General features: G+C 66.9%; 13 protein-coding genes and 1 pseudogene. 9 read left to right on the top strand and 5 right to left on the bottom strand.

The features are described 5' to 3' along the window. The first annotated feature begins 29 nt into the window (after positions 1-29). Genes H0T81_RS06700 through H0T81_RS06675 form a run of 6 tightly spaced genes read left to right on the top strand, consistent with a single transcriptional unit; the run spans position 30 to position 7,939 of the window. Positions 30-701, top strand: a complete 672-nt coding sequence (locus H0T81_RS06700; protein WP_294011180.1) for a fimbria/pilus periplasmic chaperone — start codon at positions 30-32, stop codon at positions 699-701. Beyond that, entirely contained in the window at positions 670-3,000 is a 2,331-nt protein-coding gene (locus tag H0T81_RS06695; RefSeq protein ID WP_294011178.1) for a fimbria/pilus outer membrane usher protein, read from the top strand. Before H0T81_RS06700 ends, H0T81_RS06695 begins: the two co-directional genes overlap by 32 nt. Next, a complete protein-coding gene (locus H0T81_RS06690; RefSeq protein ID WP_294011176.1) occupies positions 2,997-3,431 on the top strand; it encodes a spore coat U domain-containing protein in 435 nt (144 codons plus the stop codon). The genes H0T81_RS06695 and H0T81_RS06690 overlap by 4 nt, the downstream gene beginning before the upstream one ends. 54 nt (positions 3,432-3,485) lie before the next feature. Further along, the gene (locus tag H0T81_RS06685) at positions 3,486-4,898 is read left to right on the top strand and encodes a protein adenylyltransferase SelO family protein (RefSeq protein ID WP_294011174.1); all 1,413 of its coding nucleotides are present in this window, start codon (positions 3,486-3,488) and stop codon (positions 4,896-4,898) included. A 33-nt stretch (positions 4,899-4,931) separates the two neighbouring features. Next, on the top strand, positions 4,932-6,374 hold the full coding sequence (gene astD / locus H0T81_RS06680; RefSeq protein ID WP_294011172.1) for a succinylglutamate-semialdehyde dehydrogenase: 1,443 nt from the start codon (positions 4,932-4,934) through the stop codon (positions 6,372-6,374). 56 nt (positions 6,375-6,430) lie between these two features. After that, complete coding sequence (locus H0T81_RS06675; RefSeq protein ID WP_294011170.1) at positions 6,431-7,939, top strand: L,D-transpeptidase family protein; 1,509 nt, start codon at positions 6,431-6,433, stop codon at positions 7,937-7,939. Positions 7,940-7,960: 21 nt separating this feature from the next. On the opposite strand, the gene H0T81_RS06670 is transcribed toward H0T81_RS06675, so the two are convergent. After that, the gene (locus H0T81_RS06670; RefSeq protein WP_294011168.1) at positions 7,961-9,475 is read right to left on the bottom strand and encodes a replicative DNA helicase; all 1,515 of its coding nucleotides are present in this window, start codon (positions 9,473-9,475) and stop codon (positions 7,961-7,963) included. Between the two features lie 195 nt (positions 9,476-9,670). Here H0T81_RS06670 and dcd point away from each other — a divergent pair, with 195 nt between their 5' ends. Continuing rightward, positions 9,671-10,225 carry a dCTP deaminase gene (dcd, locus tag H0T81_RS06665; RefSeq protein ID WP_294011167.1) on the top strand — a complete coding sequence of 185 codons (555 nt, stop codon included), beginning with the start codon at positions 9,671-9,673 and terminating at the stop codon, positions 10,223-10,225. Between the two features lies 1 nt (position 10,226). After that, entirely contained in the window at positions 10,227-11,453 is a 1,227-nt protein-coding gene (gene kynU / locus H0T81_RS06660; RefSeq protein WP_294011165.1) for a kynureninase, read from the top strand. Here the strand turns inward: kynU and H0T81_RS06655 are convergent. The 4 genes from H0T81_RS06655 to H0T81_RS06640 all read right to left on the bottom strand — a co-directional run bounded on the left by H0T81_RS06655 (position 11,450) and on the right by H0T81_RS06640 (position 16,219). Further along, a complete protein-coding gene (locus H0T81_RS06655; protein ID WP_294011163.1) occupies positions 11,450-12,076 on the bottom strand; it encodes an NAD(P)H-dependent oxidoreductase in 627 nt (208 codons plus the stop codon). The genes kynU and H0T81_RS06655 overlap by 4 nt on opposite strands. Positions 12,077-12,109: 33 nt before the next feature. Then, on the bottom strand, positions 12,110-14,389 hold the full coding sequence (locus H0T81_RS06650; RefSeq protein ID WP_294011162.1) for a VacB/RNase II family 3'-5' exoribonuclease: 2,280 nt from the start codon (positions 14,387-14,389) through the stop codon (positions 12,110-12,112). Further along, positions 14,390-14,695 carry a DUF559 domain-containing protein gene (locus tag H0T81_RS06645; protein ID WP_294011239.1) on the bottom strand — a complete coding sequence of 102 codons (306 nt, stop codon included), beginning with the start codon at positions 14,693-14,695 and terminating at the stop codon, positions 14,390-14,392. Between the two features lie 138 nt (positions 14,696-14,833). Further along, positions 14,834-16,219, bottom strand: coding sequence for a M20/M25/M40 family metallo-hydrolase (locus H0T81_RS06640; RefSeq protein WP_294011160.1), 1,386 nt, complete (start codon positions 16,217-16,219; stop codon positions 14,834-14,836). Positions 16,220-16,318: 99 nt separating this feature from the next. Here H0T81_RS06640 and H0T81_RS06635 point away from each other — a divergent pair. Next, positions 16,319-16,467: pseudogene (locus tag H0T81_RS06635) on the top strand (methylmalonate-semialdehyde dehydrogenase (CoA acylating)); the annotation flags it as partial.

Below are 16,467 nucleotides of genomic sequence, written 5' to 3'. Positions count from 1 at the left end.
GGACCATTTGGGCAGCAGCCTTGGCGTGGTTGATTGCCGGTGCGGCGTTGGCCGATCCAGCCTTAGCGGGATCGTTCAACGTCAACCCGGTGCGAATCAACCTCCCCGCCGACCGCCAGACAGCGTCGCTGACGATTGCGAACAGCGACGCTGTCGCGGTGGCGGTGAGGGTCATCGCCCTCGAATGGACGCAGGTCAATGGAATCGACGTCCACAAGGCCACAAGCAACGTCATCGCCTCGCCGCCGATCTTCACCATCGCGCCGGGCAAGGCGCAGCTCCTCCGAGTCGGATTGAAGAATCGCGATGCCGCGCGCGCTTATCGAATCATCCTCGAGGAGATTCCGCGTCAGATACCCATCGCGGGCCAGATCCAGGTCACTTTGCGCCTGGACCTTCCTTTGTACGTCCTGCCCAGAAGGGGCGGCAAGACCGACATTTCCTGGCGTGCCTGGCGCAATGCCGCCGGCGATCTGTGGGTTGAGGGCAGCAACGCCGGATCGCTTTACGGGCAGGTCGCCGAGCTTTCGGCACAGCAGGGCGCGGAGCAACTGCGGTCGACGGAAATCGGCGTGGTGCTCCCCGGCAGCGCGAGACGCTGGAAAATGGGCAAAGCTCCTCACTTGAAGGTCGGGCTGCCCTTGGCGCTGAAGGTTCGGAGCCCGGCTGGTGAAACCCAGATCCAAATCACTCTGGAATAGCGCAAGCCTGCTCACGCTGCTGCTCACCGCGCCGAACGCTGGCGCGGCGCCGCAGAACCAGCGCGCGCAAGCCGATGCCGAGCTGCAGGAGACGCTGCTCTCGGTTAGCGTCAACGGCGAACCGGCGGGCGAGCCCGTCCCGGTGTTGAGGCGGCCGGGGAACCAGTTCTACGTTTCAGCGGAACTCCTCGCGACCTGGCGCCTCGGCGATGGGACGCTTCCAGCCGTGAGCCATGGCGGCCAGCAGCATTATCTCCTGAATGGCATCTCGGGAGTGAAGCTGCAGTTGGACGAGGCAACCCAGACACTTAGAGTTGCCGTGCCGGCCGAGACCTTCCGGCCCACGCGCCTTTCCTATGCTCCGGTCGAAATTGATGACGAAGTCGTCGGCGGGACCGGCGCCTTTGCGAACTACGATGTCAGCGCTCAGGCGGCAGACGGCGTTACGTCGGTCGGCGGCGCCTTCGAGGCAGGCATTTTCACAAGGTTTGGCGTTGGTATTGCAAGCTTCCTCGGACGCTGGGAGAACGCGGGCGCCGAGCTTGTCCGCCTGGACACGCACTGGACCATCGACGACCCGATCGGGATGCGGTCGCTTCGCTTGGGCGACGGCATCACCCGCGGCGGGGTCGGCGGAGGCCCGTTGCGCTTCGGCGGAATCCAACTCGCCCGCAAATTCGCGGTCCAGCCGGGCTTCGTCACCATTCCGCTCCCGTCGCTGGGCGGAACCGCCGCCGTGCCGTCGATCGTCGACATCTACGTAAACGATGCGCTGCGCGACAGCCGCAATGTCCGTCCCGGGCCTTTCGAGATCACCGATGTTCCAGTGGTCACCGGCAGCGGCGACGTGCAGCTCATCGTTCGCGATCTGCTCGGCCGGGAGCAGATTTTCACCCAAGCCTATTACGCCGCGCCGAGTCTGCTCCGACGCGGGCTCCATGACTATTCGTACGAGATCGGCTTCCTGCGCCGCTCGTTTGGCGAGAAGAGCCATGCCTACGGTCCCTTGGCGCTGTCGGCGACGCACCGTTACGGTTTCACCAACAGTTTCACGGCCGAGGCGCATGTCGAAGCGAGCAAGGATGTGCAGACAGCGGGTTTGGCTGCGGGCCTGGTTATTACCGGCGTCGGCCATGTCCAAGCTTCGATGGCGGGCAGCCGGTCGGCGCCCGGCGCCGGTTTGTCCGCCGCAGTTGCCTTTGAGCGGCGAACGCGCGGCGCCTCGTTCGGCCTCACTGCCGAGTTCAACAGCGACGACTATGCATCGCTTGGCTGGACTCCCGAACGGAGGGCGCCAGCGGCGATCATCCGGGGTTTTGCCGGGATTCCGCTGGAATTCGGGTCGCTGGGTGTTTCCTACCTTCGCCGCGATGGCCGCACCGAGCCGAACGTGGAGTTTGTTAGCGCGAACGCCTCGCTTCGGCTGGGCAGGCTTGGAAGCCTCCACCTAGCGGGGCGCAAGAGCCTCAAGGGCGACCGCGGCCTTTCCGCGGACCTCCTCGTCGTAATGCCTTTCAGAGGCGCAAGCAGCTCTACGGGAGCGTCGCTGCTCAACGACAGGCTGACGTTCAAGGCCGCGCTCCAGAGGAACGTGCCGGTGGGTCAGGGGCTGGGCTATCAGTTCACCGTTTCATCCGGCGAGTTTACTCGGATCGACGGACGAATCACCGCTCACACGAGCTTTGGCGCCCATGACGCCCAGCTTACGTGGACGGACGGGCGGACAGGTGTTCGGCTTTCAACCGCCGGCGGTTTGGCAACGGTGGGCGGCGAGGTCTTTGCATCGCGCAAACTCGACCAGAGCTTCGCGACCGTCCGCGTCGGCGACTATCCGAACGTCAGGGTTTATGCTGACAACCAGCTGGTCGGACGAACCGGTGCGAACGGCCGCGTCGTCATTCCGCGGCTGCGGCCGTTCGAGCGCAACAGCCTGCGGATCGACGTCGCCGACCTGCCGATGAACGCTGAACTGAGCGGCGAGGAGCGGACCGTTCGTCCCTATGACCGGCACGGGATCGAAGTTGACTTCGGGGTGAAGCCGGCCCGCGCCGGAATCGTCCGGATTGTGCTTGCCGACGGCTCGTTGCTGCCGGCGGGCTCGATGGTCATTCTGGACCAAGGATCGGAGCAATTTGTCAGCGCGCCTGGAGGCGAAGTCTATCTGACGGGCCTGGACGCAGAAAATTGGGCGACCGCATCCTGGTCGGACGGAAGCTGCCGACTGCAGTTTCGATTCGCCCAGACGACCGACCCACAGCCGCATTTGGGCGATGTCAAATGCGCGAGAATTGTCCAATGAGCCGGATCTCGCGATGGAGCATCCGCTTGTCGGCGGCCTGCCTGATGCTTGCCGCGTCGAGCGCTGCAATGGCCGCGTGCAGCGTCAGTACGCAGGGAGTGAGTTTCGGCAATTATGACCCGCTGGCCCAGTCCGCCCTCGATGGGGTGGGCAATGTCCATGTCAGCTGCGATGCGCCAACGAGCTTCACGGTCTCCATCGGCCCGGGGACTGGCACCGTCCAGGACCGGCGAATGACAGGCGGCGCCGCGCAACTCGCCTATAATCTGTTCAAGGACTCGAACCGGCTTGTCATCTGGGGCGAAGGGATCGACGGCCTCGGCGCGGTCGGAACCACCGTCGACCTGCCGGTCTACGGGCGGATACCCGCAACCCAGAATGTCCAGGCCAATGTGTATGCCGACTCCCTCACGGTCACTGTCACCTTTTGATCGATAAGCTGGGCACGACTAGCGCAAGGGCGGCGGCGTCGGCACAAGGCCTTGATGACAGTCGCAAGTTCCTATCGCGCCGACCCCAGGATCCTCGAGCTCGGCGCGGATTTCTACGATGCCGTTGAGCCCGCGACGTTCCCCACGGCCATTCCGCGTTTCCTCAACCGCCGCTGGGCCGGGCGCGTCGGCCTCGGCGACCTCGACGGCCCGCAGTGGGAGGCGCATTTCTGCCGTTTCGAGCCGCTGCCCGACAACCTCCAGGAGCCGCTGGCGCTGCGTTACCACGGCCATCAGTTCCGAGTGTACAACCCGGACATCGGCGACGGCCGCGGCTTCCTTTTCGCCCAGCTGCGCGATGCCCCGGCTTCCGAAAGGGGTAGCCGGCTGCTCGACCTCGGCACCAAGGGCTCGGGAACGACGCCCTACAGCCGCACCGCCGACGGGCGGCTGACCCTCAAGGGCGGAGTCCGCGAGGTGCTTGCCACCGAGATGCTCGAGGCGCTGGGAGTCAACACGTCCAAGAGCTTTGCCTTGTTCGAGACCGGCGAGGAGCTGGTCCGCGGCGACGAGCCCTCGCCGACCCGCTCGTCGGTCCTCACCCGGCTCGGCCACGGCCACATCCGCATCGGCAGCTTCCAGCGGTTCGCCTTCTTGGGAGAGGCGGACAACATCGACAAGCTGGTCCGCTATTGCCTCGCCCACCTGTACGGCGAGCCGCCATCGAACGACACCGCCGCCAACGCGCTGCGGCTGTTCGACCTCGTCTCCACCGCGACCGCCGGCCTCGCCGCCAGCTACATGGCGGCGGGCTTCGTCCACGGGGTCCTCAACAGCGACAATGTCGCGATCACCGGCGAGAGCTTCGATTATGGCCCGTGGCGCTTCACGCCCGACTGGGACCCGGCCTTCACCGCCGCCTATTTCGACTACAATGGCCTCTACGCGTTCGGGCGCCAGCCCGAGGCGGTCCATTGGGACCTGGCCCAATTCGCCGGCTCCCTGACCCTGGTCGCCGAGGCCCCGCCGCTGTCCGAGGCGCTCGCCGCCTGGGGCCACCGATTCGAGGACGCCCTGGTCGAGGGGCTGCTCAAGCGGCTCGGAGTTGCTCCGCGCAACGCCGAGGACGACCGAGCGCTCGCCGCCGCGCTCGTCCGCGCGCTCCAATCGCGCGAAGCCCAGATCGACCGCATCTTCTTCGACTGGCGCGGCGGTCGCGACCCGGGTGAAGACCGCTATCCGTCCGAGCCGTTCCGAGCGCTGGCCGAAGCGCTCCGCGGCCGCGAGCGGCCGGTCACGCATGCCTATTGGTCCGATGACGGGCCTTGCTCGATGCACATCGAGGAAGTCGAGGCGATCTGGGCGGCGATCGCCGAGCGCGACGACTGGGGACCGTTCGAGGCCAAGATCGCATCGGTCCGCCGGATGGGCGAGGCGATGGCCGGGGACACGGCGTCACCCGCTTGACGGCGCGCCCAAGTTCGTGGAGCGCCCGGCGCAATGGCGAGAAACGAGAAGCCTGAAAGCCTGGTGTCGAGCGATCCGGCGACCGGCGCCGAAATCTGGTCCGGTCCGGTTGGCGACGCGGCCGCCGAAGTGGCTGCCGCACGCGCCGCGGCGGCGGCCTGGGCTGCGCATTCTCTCGCTTATCGAAGCGAGGCCGTCCGCCGCTTCGCCAACGTCGTTCGCAAGCGCGAGGAAGAGTTCGCGACCCTGATTTCGCGCGAAACCGGCAAGCCGTTCTGGGAAGCCCGGACCGAGGTCGCGGCGGTCATCAACAAGGTCCAGATTTCGATCGACGCTTATTCGGAGCGCACTCCGCAGCGCAAGCTGGAGGCGGCGCTCGGCAACAAGATTGCCGTGCGCCACAAGCCGCACGGGGTGCTGGGGGTGCTCGGACCGTTCAACTTCCCGGCGCACCTTCCCAATGGCCACATCGTGCCGGCGCTGATCGCCGGCAATGCGGTCGTCTTCAAGCCATCCGAGAAGACTCCGGCGACCGGCGAGCTGCTGGTCGAATGCTATCACCAGGCGAAGATCCCCGAAGGCGTCGTCCGGCTGCTGATCGGCGGCCCCGACCAGGGCCGCGCGCTGGCCGCCGAGCCCGGAATCGACGGGCTGCTGTTCACCGGTTCGGCGCGCGCCGGCAAGGCGCTCCACCGCCAGTTCGCCGATGCTCCGCACAAGATCCTCGCGCTCGAGCTCGGCGGCAACAATCCGATCGTGGTGTGGGGCGCCAAGGACGTCGACGCGGCGGCGGCGATCGTCGTCCAGTCGGCCTATCTGTCGGCCGGCCAGCGCTGCACCGCCGCCCGCCGGCTGATCGTCGAAGACGGCAAGGAAGGCGCGCTGATCGAGGCCATCCAGCGGCTGATCGACCGGATCATCGTCGACGAGCCCTTCGCCGATCCGCAGCCGTTCATGGGCCCGGTGATCGACCTCCAGTCCGCCGACCATCTGCAGGAAGCGTGGCTCGGACTGATGATGAAGGGCGGCAAGCCGGTCCGGCGGCTCGACCGCCCGGTCGAAGAGCGGCCGTACCTGACGCCCGCCCTGATCGACGTCACCGACATTGCCGATCGCCCGGACGAGGAATTGTTCGGCCCGGTCCTGCAGCTCGTCCGAGTCAAGGATTTCGACGCCGCGATCGACGAGGCGAACAACACTCGCTTCGGGCTCGTCGCCAGCCTGGTCGGCGGCGACCCCGCCCTCTACGACCGTTTCTGGGCAAACATCCGCGCCGGCGTGATCAACTGGAACAAGCCGACCAACGGCGCCCCGTCGAATGCCCCGTTCGGCGGCGTCGGGCTCTCGGGCAACCACCGCCCGAGCGCCTATTATGCGGCCGACTATTGCGCTTACCCGGTGACCAGCAGCGAAGCCGCCGTCGCCCGAGCGGCGATCGGCGAGGGGCTTCGGGACCCCAATCTGATCGAGGACTGAGCGCCGCCGCCGGTCGCAAAATGGATCGGCAAGCGAGCCGTCGGCGTTGGAACATCGTGACTGCTTTTTTCCGGTGCGGCGTGGCCGTGTGCCTTGCCCTGTTCAGCGTTCCACTCGCGAGTTGCGGAACTTCCGGCGAATTCACGCCCGACGCGCTCCAGGCGGAGGTTCGCGAGCCGGCCGCCCGGGCATTCTATGAAGCCCGCGACTGGCAGGCGGCGTGGGACCGCGCCGCCCAGAAGACGCTGCTCCAGGCGCTGAGGCAGGCGCCGGCGCACGGATTGCGCCAGGACATGTTCCTGGAAGAACCCCTGCCCAAGGACCGCGCCGAGCGCGAGGCGGCGCTGACCGGCGCGGCGATTGACTATGCATCGGCGCTGGCCCGCGGCTACGCCGACCCGGCGAAGGTCGGCAAGATCTACACCCTGCCCCGGCCGAAGCCCGATATCGCCGCAGCCCTTGCGCGAGCGGTCGAGCAGGGTCAGCTGGAAGCGTGGCTGGAGTCGCTCGCGCCAGCGACGGAAGAGTATCGGGCCCTCTCACGGGCTTATCTTCACTACCTCGCGATCGCCGCGGAGAATCGGGTGCTGCCGCCGCCGATCGCGCCCGGCAAAGCCCTCAAACCCGGCGGCCGAGATGCTCGATTGCCGGCCATCGTCGCCGCGCTGGAAGCAAATGGATATTTGCCGCGCGCGGATGACCAGCGACCGCCGCCGCCAACCTACTCCGGTGCGGTGGTCGATGCGGTCAAGCGGATGCAAGGCGATTACGGGCTGAAGGTCGACGGCGTGATCGGCATCGATACGGTGAATGCGCTGAACACCGGCCCCGGCGATCGCGCGCGCCAGCTTGCGGTCGCGCTCGAGCGCCTGCGCTGGCTCGATCGCGACCCGCCGCCGACGCGTATCGACGTCAACACCGGCGCCGCCTTCCTCGACTATTGGCGCGACGGGCGGCACTCGGACCGGCGCAACGTGGTCGTCGGCGAGCCCGGCTGGGAAACGCCGCAGCTCGCCTCGCCGATCTTCCAGCTGGTCGCCAATCCGATGTGGCGGGTGCCCGATTCCATCTACGAGGACGAACTCGAGGCCAAGGGACCGGGCTACTTCGCCGAGCAGCATATGGAATGGCGGAACGGGCGCCTGGTCCAGCTGCCCGGACCGAAGAACGCGCTCGGCAAGGTCAAGCTGGACATGCACAACAAGCATGCGATCTATCTCCACGATACACCCGCCAAGGCGCTGTTCGGCCAGCCCGAGCGACACCGCAGCCACGGCTGCGTTCGGGTCGAGGATGCGATCGGCTTTGCGCTGATGCTGGCCGTCCACGACGGGGTGCAAGCCAAGTTCCAGGAGGCGCTGGTCAGCGCCGACGAGACATTCGTTAAGCTGAAGACTCAAATCCCGGTGCGGCTGCTCTATCACACCGCCTTCTTCGACGGAGGCAGGGTGCAGCTGCGGCCCGACATCTACGGCTGGGATGACGACGTCGCCCGCGCGCTGGGGCTCGGGCGGGTCAAGGCCCGGCCGGTCCACAAGCATCAGCCCGGCGATGTCGGACCTTAAATTTGCGATGGTGTCGCCGCCCTAGCTGCGGATCTCCGGCAGATAGGAATCGTCGGCGGCGTCGCTGAACTTGGTGATCCGGCTGTCGAACTTGAGGCGCACCTTGCCGGTCGCTCCGTGGCGCTGCTTGGCGACGATCAGCTCGGCCAGGCCATAGACCCGGTTCATGTCGCGCGCCCATTCCTCGTGCGCCTCGTGGATCTTGGAATCGTCGCCCTCGGCCGGCCGCTTGGGCTCGCGCGACGCGACGTAATAATCCTCGCGGTAGATGAACAGCACGATGTCGGCGTCCTGCTCGATCGAGCCCGATTCGCGCAGGTCGGACAGCTGCGGCCGCTTGTCCTCTCGGCTCTCCACTGCTCGGCTCAATTGCGACAGTCCGACCACCGGCAGGTCGAGCTCCTTGGCCAATTGCTTGAGGCCGCGGCTGATTTCGGAGATTTCCTGAACCCGGTTCTCGTTGTTGTTCCGGCCGGTGCCCTGGAGCAATTGCAGGTAATCGATGATCACCATGCCGATGCCCTTCTGGCGCTTCAGCCGCCGGGCGCGGGCGCGAAGCGCGGCGATCGTCAGTCCGGGAGTGTCGTCGATGTACAGCGGCAGGCTCTGAAGCTCGCCCGCGGCCCGCGCCAGCTGGCGGAACTCCTGCTTGCTGATCTTCCCCATGCGCAGATTTTCGGAGCTGATGCCCGACTGCTCGGCAAGGATCCTCGTCGCCAGCTGGTCGGCCGACATTTCCAGGCTGAACAGCGCGACCGCGGCCCCCGCCCCCTTGCCGGGCTCGATCCCGTCCTCGGCGTCACGCAGGAAGCGCTGCGCGGCGGCAAAGGCGACGTTGGTGGCCAGCGAGCTCTTGCCCATGCCCGGTCGCCCGGCGATGATGATGAGATCGGACGCGTGCAAGCCGCCGATTTTCGAGTTCAAGGTGTCGAGCCCGGTGGTGATTCCGGACAAATGGCCGCCGCTGTTGAGCGCCCGCTCGGCCATTTCGATTGCCAGCTTGGTGGCTTCGCCGAACGACTTCGCCTTGCCTTCGGCGCCGCCTTCCTCGGCGACTTTGTAAAGCTCGGTCTCGGCCTTTTCGATCTGGGCGATCGGAGCGACTTCCTCGCTGGTGTCGAGAGCGCTTTCGACGAGCTCTCGTCCGACCCCGATCAGCGCCCGAAGCAAAGCCAGGTCGTAGATCTGAGCGGCGAAATCGCGCGCTCCGATGACCGCCGCGCCCGAGCCCGTGAGCTGCGCCAGATAGGCCGGGCCGCCGACCTCCTTGATGCCCTCGTCGGCCTCGAACAGCGGCCGCAGCGTCACCGGGTTGGCGATCATGTTGCGGTCGGTGAGCCGCAGGATCGACTCGTAGATGCGGCCGTGCAGCGGCTCGAAGAAATGATGCGGGTGGAGCCGGGTCTGAATGTCCTCGACCAGCCGATTGTCGATCATCAGAGCGCCCAGCAGCGCCGCCTCGGCCTCGACGTTCTGGGGGAGAGCGGGGCTTCCGCCGGTGGCTGCCGGCTCGGCAATTCGAAGGATGTCGGCCATGGCAATGTTCTACGGCAACTGCCGCGCTGCTCCAAACGAGAACGAAAGGGGACGGTTGTGGATAGGCTGTGAGCCGAATGGCTCCGCCGTTGGGACGAAAGCGGCAATCCGGCTCAATGCCTTCATCCACATAAAAAAGAAGGGGGCCGTTCCTGCCCGATTGAAGGGCAGCAACGCGGCCGTTACCCCACGCCCATGACCATCCAATCGGACCGCTGGATTCGCGAGCAGGCGCTTGAGCACGCGATGATCGAACCGTTCGTCGAGGCCCAGCGGCGCGAGGGCTGCATCAGCTACGGCCTGTCGTCCTACGGCTACGACGCGCGGGTCTCCAACCACTTCAAGATCTTCACCAACGTCGACTCGGCGACCGTCGACCCCAAGGACTTTGCCGCCAACAGCTTCGTCGACCGCGAGGTCGACGTGTGCATCATCCCGCCCAACAGCTTCGCGCTCGCCCACACGGTCGAATATTTCCGGGTGCCGCGCGACGTGATGGTGATTTGCCTGGGCAAGTCGACCTATGCGCGCTGCGGGATCATCGTCAACGTCACTCCTCTCGAGCCCGGCTGGGAGGGCCACGTGACCCTGGAATTCTCCAACACCACGCCGCTTCCGGCCAAGGTCTACGCCAACGAGGGCGCGTGCCAGTTCCTGTTCCTGAAGGGCAACGAGCCGTGCGAGACCAGCTACGCCGACCGCGCCGGCAAATATATGGGCCAGCGCGGAGTCACCTTGCCGAAGCTGTGAAATGACCCTGGAGGAAGCGCAGGCGCTCGATGCGGCCGATCCGCTCCGGCATGCCCGCGACCGCTTCCGGCTGCCCGACGGCACGATCTACCTCGACGGCAATTCGCTCGGAGCGCTGCCCGCGGCGACGCCGGCGCGTCTCGTGCAAACGGTCGAGCACCAATGGGGCGAGGACTTGATCGCAAGCTGGACCCGGCACGGCTGGATCGATGCGCCAAGGCGCGTCGCGGCCAAGCTCGCGCCTCTGCTCGGAGCCGATGTGGACGAGTTGCTGATCGCCGAATCGACGTCGGTGTGCCTGTTCAAGCTGCTCGCGGCCGCGGTGCAGGCGCAGCCCGGCCGCTCGACCATCCTCTCGCAAGAGGGCAACTTCCCGACCGACCTTTATGTCGCGCAAGGGCTCACCGAGCTCCTGCCCCACATCCGACTGAGGACGGTGCCGGCAGGCGAAATCGAAAGCGCGATCGACGAAGACACGGCGGTCGTGATGCTCACCCAGGTCGATTACCGGAGCGCTGCGCGGCTCGACCTGGCAAGTATCAATGCCGCTGCCCGTGCCCGGGGTACGCTCACCCTGTGGGACCTGTCGCACAGCGCCGGAGCGATCGAAATCGACCTCAAACGAGACGGCTGCGATCTCGCCGTCGGCTGCGGGTACAAATATCTGAACGGCGGCCCGGGCGCCCCGGCCTTTCTGTTTGCCGCCGGGCACTTGCAGGGCCGGCTTCGCTCTCCGCTCCCCGGCTGGATGGCGCACGCCGAGCCGTTCGCGTTCGAGCCCGCTTTCCGGCCGGCCGAGGGTATCGCGCAATTCCTCACGGGCACTCCCTCGATCCTGGCGATCGCGGCGCTCGAGGCGGGTCTCGACAGCTTCGCCGGGATCCCGATGTCGGCGATCGAAGCGAAGGCCGCAGCCTTGTCGCAACGGTTTATCGAGGAGGTCGAGGCGCGCTGCGGCAGCGAAGTCCAGCTCGCCAGTCCGCGCGAGCCCAGCCGGCGCGGAAGCCACGTCAGCTTCGCCCACCCGGCCGGCTACGCGGTGATCCAGGCCTTGATCGAGCGCGGCGTGGTCGGCGATTTCCGCGCCCCCGACCTGATGCGCTTCGGCTTCGCGCCGCTCTATAACGGCTTCGTCGACGTGCTTCGCGCCGCCGAGACGATGGCCGAGATTCTTCGGGACGGCAGCTGGGACCAGCCGCGCTTTCGCGAGCGGAGCCGCGTAACCTAACTGCTGAGCGGGATCGCCGGGCGCTCGCCGTCGCTTCCGGCCGGGTCGCAGGCGAGCAGGTGGCGGCCCTTGTGGATCAGGTCGATCCAGCCGGCGAATGCGTGGCCGAAGGACTCGGCGATCTTGCGCAGGCCTTCATCCGCTATGCTTCCGTCGTCGGCGAACTTGTCATCCGAAACTCCGCCGAAATAGGCTTCGGGCTGCTGCATCATCGGCATGTCGAGGAACACCGCCGACTGACGGAGATGGTGGTTGGCGCCAAACCCGCCAATGCCGCCCGGCGAAGCCGTCGCCACCGCGGCCGGCTTTTTCGCCCACACGCTCTCACCGTACGGCCGCGAGCCGACGTCGATCGCGTTCTTGAGCGGACCGGGCATCGAGCGGTTGTATTCCGGCGTCACGAACAGCACTCCCTGGCTGCAGGCGATGTCGTCGCGAAAGCGGATCCAGGCGTCGGGCGGATTGTCGTCGAGATCGGGGTCGTAGAGCGGAAGGTCGGCGATCTCGACGATCCGGCAGTCGAGGCTGTCGGGAGTCGCGGCGCACATCGCCTGCGCGATCTTGCGGTTCAGCGAGGCTTCGCGGATGCTGCCGACGACGACGGCGATTCTGTAGCGGGTCATGACAACCCAATGCGCGAGCACGCTCGAGGTTGCTCAGCGCTTGCCTCGGCCCTGGTGGCGGATGTTGGCGGGGCGCCCTCGGCGAGGACCGGCGCGCACTCGGTCCGATCGCTGCCGCGCGCCGCCGCCGTACGACCCCTCGGGCAGCTCGAAACGCAGCGATCCGGACACCGGGTTGGCCTCCGCGAGCCGCAGCGTCAGCTTCTGGCCGATGCGGTACGTCTCGCCGCTGTGCTCGCCGACCAGCTGGCGCGCCGCTTCGTCGTAGCGGAAATATTCCTGGCCGAGAGTCTGCGCGAGGACCAGCCCGTCGCCGCCCAGGTCGGTGACGGTGGCGAAGAAACCGAACGGCTGGACGCCGGTGATCCGGCATTCGACCAATTGACCGACCCGGTCGGCAAGAAAGGCCGCGACGTAGCGATCGATGGTGTCGCGCTCGGCCTCCATCGCGCGCCGCTCGAGCATCGAGATCGCCTCGCCGATCGCCACGAACTTGCCGTCCTCGCCCGGCGGCAGCCCGCCCTCGCCGAGCCGATAGGCGCTGACCAGCGAGCGGTGGACGAGCAGGTCGGCGTAGCGGCGGATGGGCGAAGTGAAGTGCGCGTAGGTCGAAAGCGCCAGGCCGAAATGGCCGAGACGCTCGGGCCCGTAGCGCGCCTGCATCTGGGTGCGCAGGACCATCTCCATGATCTCGGTGCGGGCGTCGTCGTCGCCGACCCGCTCGATGATCCGGTTGAAGGTCGCCGGCTTGATCACCTGGCCAAGTGCGAACTCGACTCCGAACGTCGCCAGATTCTCCTTCAGGGCGACCAGCTTCTCGCGCCCGGGGGGCTCGTGGACCCGGTACATCACCGGCGCCTTCTTCGCCTCGAGCGCCCGCGCCGCGGCAACGTTGGCGGCGATCATATAGTCCTCGACCAGCCGGTGGGCGTCGAGCCGGTCGCGCGGCGCGACCGACAGGATGCGGCCCTTTTCGTCGAGCATCACCCGGCGCTCGGGGATGTCGAGCTCGAGCGGCTCACGCTTGTTGCGGCTGGCCAGCAGCGCCCGCCAGCACGCCCACAGCGGCATCAGCGCGGTCTCGACCAATTGCTTCGGGACCGGGCCGCCCACCTCGGGCATGTCGCAGGTCGGGGAGGAAACCTCGACCCGGTCCGGCGCGGCGGCATCGATCGCGGCCTGCGCATCTTCATAGGCAATGTTTGCCGCGACACAAATCTTCGCGCGCGTGAAACGCCAGCTTTTGAGCGTTCCGTCGCGCGTAATTGTCAGGTGACAGGCCAACGCCGCGCGCGGCTTCCCGGCCTTCAGCGAACAGATGTCGGCCGACAATTCCTCGGGCAGCATCGGCACCACCCGGTCGGGGAAATAGACGCTGTTGCCGCGCGCCCGGGCCTCGCGGTCGAGCTCGGAAGCCGGCCGAACGTAGAAGCTGACGTCGGCGATCGCGACGATCGCCTTCCAGCCACCGGAGTTGCCCGGGTCGACATCCGGCGCCGCCCAGATCGCATCGTCATGGTCGCGCGCGTCGGCCGGGTCGATGGCGACGATCGGCAGATGGGTGAGGTCCTCGCGCTCGCCGAGCGGCAGTTTCGAGACGCGGTGCGCCTCCTGGATCGCCTCGTCGCGGAACTCGTGGCGCAGGCCATGCTTGTGGATCGCGATCAGGCTGAAGCTGCGCGGCGCGAACGGGTCGCCGAGCACCGCGTCGACCCGCGCCGTGACTCGCGGCGGCCGGCCCGACAGTTCGCACAGCACCAGGTCGCCGGGCTCGGCGTCCTTCAATTCGCTGACCGCAAGCTCGCGCCGCTCCTTCTTTTCGACCGGGGTCAGCCAGAACCGCTCGCCCTCCTTGCGGATCACTCCCAAGACCAGCTCGGCCGATTTCGCGAGCTTCTTCATCGGGTGGGCGATGAGGCCCGCCCCGCGCTCCTCGGTCCGCGCCAGCACCCGGTCGCCGATGCCGAGCGCTCCCCGCCGCCCCCGCTCCAGGATCCGCAGCTTCGGCGGCGGGCTTTCCGCCTGCCATTGCTCGGGCACGCCCCAGACGTTGCCGCTGTCGTCGGCCTCGACGATTCTCAGCACCGTGACCTTGGGCACTCCGCCGGACTTGTGGAATGCGCGGCCCGGCGCCGAGTCGATCAGCCCCTCGTCGGCCATGTCCTTGAGCAGCGTCTTGAGCGCGATCTTGTCCTGCCCGGACAGCCCGAACGCGCGAGCGATCTCGCGCTTTCCGGCCGGCTGGTCCGAGGTCGCGATGAAGTCGAGGATCTGCTTGTGCGAGGGCAGTCCAGCGGAGCGTTTGCGGGGCACCTATAGCCCTCCCCCTTGATGGGGGAGGGTTGGGTGGGGGTGATCTCCGCGCAATGCCGCAGCGATCGCGAGATAGACACCTTCGCGATTGCCAAGCACCTCATTGTTCCAGAATCGGATCACCCGATAACCCTCAGCTTCCATGCTCGCCGAACGAGGAGCGTCCGCCTCGGTTTCGTGCTGCCCGCCATCGACTTCTATGATCAGCTTCGCCCGATGGCTGGCGAAGTCCGCGATGAAGTGGCGGATTGGAACCTGACGGCGGAAGTGGAAGCCAGAAAATTGTTCGCGCAACAACCGCCACATGGCCTGCTCGGCGTCAGTCATGTCGCGACGGAGCCGGCGAGCCCGTGGAACCGCACCTGATGGTGGGTGATGCTTCAACCGCTGAGCCTTACGACGAAGATCACCCCACCCCAACCCCTCCCCATCGAGGGGAGGGGCTCATTTTTCCCCCGCAGGCGCCACCCACGGCTTGAACGCCCCGCCCGGCACCGCCGATGCGACCGGGCTTTCGAAGCCGTCGGCGCTCTCAGACGAAACGCCAAACACCCAGTCGTCGACACGGATTCCTTTCAACGTTGTTCCGTACCCCGTCACGGTGTCTGCCGATGTGTGTTCGACATCAGCAGCAGATACGGTCTTGCGTTGCTCCCAATTGTTCGCGTCGGTGCGCCTCCACCTAACGATGTATTTTGCCGCGGTTTCGACCCGAGGCCACTTCAAATTCGTATCCGTGCTCACCGCCCCCTCGACCGTCGGCTCGGGCGGCGGCGGAGCGCTGGCGAGCGCGGCCAGCGCGGCGACGTTCAGCCTGGTCACCTTCTCGAGGTACGGAAAATCCATCTTGTCGATGGTGTCGCCATATTCGATGCCGTTTTCGGCCCGCACGTCCTGGTGCTGGTGACTGTAATTCTCGACCGCGACCGACATGCGCACCGCCGGATAGCCGGCGTTGAGGAACTCGGTGTGGTCGCCGCCGCGGCCGAAGCGGTCGTTGCGCCAGATCTGCATCACGTCGAGGCCGATGTTGAGCCGGTCGGCCAGGGTGTCGAGCCAGCGCGACAGGTTGCGCGACGGGGCGTCATTCTCGCCGCCGCGGCTGCGGATTGTGCCGGCCAGCTCCTCGCGTCCCTGCCATCGCGGTCCTTCCGAGAAGACCCGCACCTGCCGGGCGTTGCACACTCCATCGGAGCCGCAGCTGTTGCCGATGATGTCGTTGTTCAGATTGGCGACCACGTTCCAGCCCTGCGCCCTGGCGTAATCGGCCATGATCTTGCCGCCGTGGAGCCCCTGCTCCTCGCCCGACAGCGCTGCGTAGACGATCGTGCCGGGGAACTTGTGCTTCGACAGCACCCGCGCCGCCTCGATCACCGCCGCCGTTCCAGAGCCGTCGTCGTTCGCCCCCGGCGCGAAGGCCGTTGCATTCATCACGTCGGTGACTCGGCTGTCGATGTGGCCGGTGATGATCACCACGTCGTTGGGCCGCTCGGTGCCGCGCTGGATCGCGACCGCGTTGCACACCCTGGTCGGGGCCGGGATGCGCCGGCCGGTGACCGTATCGCACGCCTGCAGCGTCCGAAGGCCGTATCGCTTCATCTCCGCCTCGGCCCAGCGCACCGCGGCGCCGATCCCGCGCTTGGGGTCGGTTTGCGACGACAGGGTGTGGCGCGTGCCGAAGCCGACCAGCCGCTCGATGGTGCGCTTCATCTGCGCGCCGCTGACCGGAGCGATGATCCGCTTGAGCTTCGCATCGGGGGAAGCGGGCTGCTGGGCGATGGCCGCGCTGCCGACCAGCAGCAGGCATGGAATCAAGGCTAGCGTGCGCATCGCTCGTCTCCTCTTCCGCTTTGCTCCAACTGGCATTTGCGCCGGCTCGGGTCTAGTGGAGCGGCGATCCAGACTCACCCTTGAGGACGCTTTCCTATGTTGCGTGACATCGATCATTTTATCGGCGGCTCCAGCTACTCGTCCGAGGGGCGTGAAGGCGAAGTATTCGACCCCAACCAGGGCGCCGTCCAGGCGCGGGTCCGGCTTGGCACCGCGGCCGACCTCGAGCGGGCGATGGAGGCGGCGCG

This window comes from Sphingomonas sp. (assembly GCF_013812825.1).
Taxonomy (GTDB): Bacteria; Pseudomonadota; Alphaproteobacteria; order Sphingomonadales; family Sphingomonadaceae; genus Sphingomicrobium.
This window is presented reverse-complemented; position numbering and strand designations above follow the sequence as displayed.

What these genes read in the sequence shown, in the direction of transcription:
- H0T81_RS06690 (WP_294011176.1), top strand. Translation starts at nt 2,997, where the DNA reads ATGAGCCGGATCTCGCGATGGAGCATCCGCTTGTCGGCGGCCTGCCTG.
- H0T81_RS06685 (WP_294011174.1), top strand. Translation starts at nt 3,486, where the DNA reads ATGACAGTCGCAAGTTCCTATCGCGCCGACCCCAGGATCCTCGAGCTC.
- astD (WP_294011172.1), top strand. Translation starts at nt 4,932, where the DNA reads ATGGCGAGAAACGAGAAGCCTGAAAGCCTGGTGTCGAGCGATCCGGCG.
- H0T81_RS06670 (WP_294011168.1), bottom strand. Translation starts at nt 9,475, where the DNA reads ATGGCCGACATCCTTCGAATTGCCGAGCCGGCAGCCACCGGCGGAAGC.
- dcd (WP_294011167.1), top strand. Translation starts at nt 9,671, where the DNA reads ATGACCATCCAATCGGACCGCTGGATTCGCGAGCAGGCGCTTGAGCAC.
- kynU (WP_294011165.1), top strand. Translation starts at nt 10,227, where the DNA reads ATGACCCTGGAGGAAGCGCAGGCGCTCGATGCGGCCGATCCGCTCCGG.
- H0T81_RS06655 (WP_294011163.1), bottom strand. Translation starts at nt 12,076, where the DNA reads ATGACCCGCTACAGAATCGCCGTCGTCGTCGGCAGCATCCGCGAAGCC.
- H0T81_RS06645 (WP_294011239.1), bottom strand. Translation starts at nt 14,695, where the DNA reads ATGTGGCGGTTGTTGCGCGAACAATTTTCTGGCTTCCACTTCCGCCGT.
- H0T81_RS06640 (WP_294011160.1), bottom strand. Translation starts at nt 16,219, where the DNA reads ATGCGCACGCTAGCCTTGATTCCATGCCTGCTGCTGGTCGGCAGCGCG.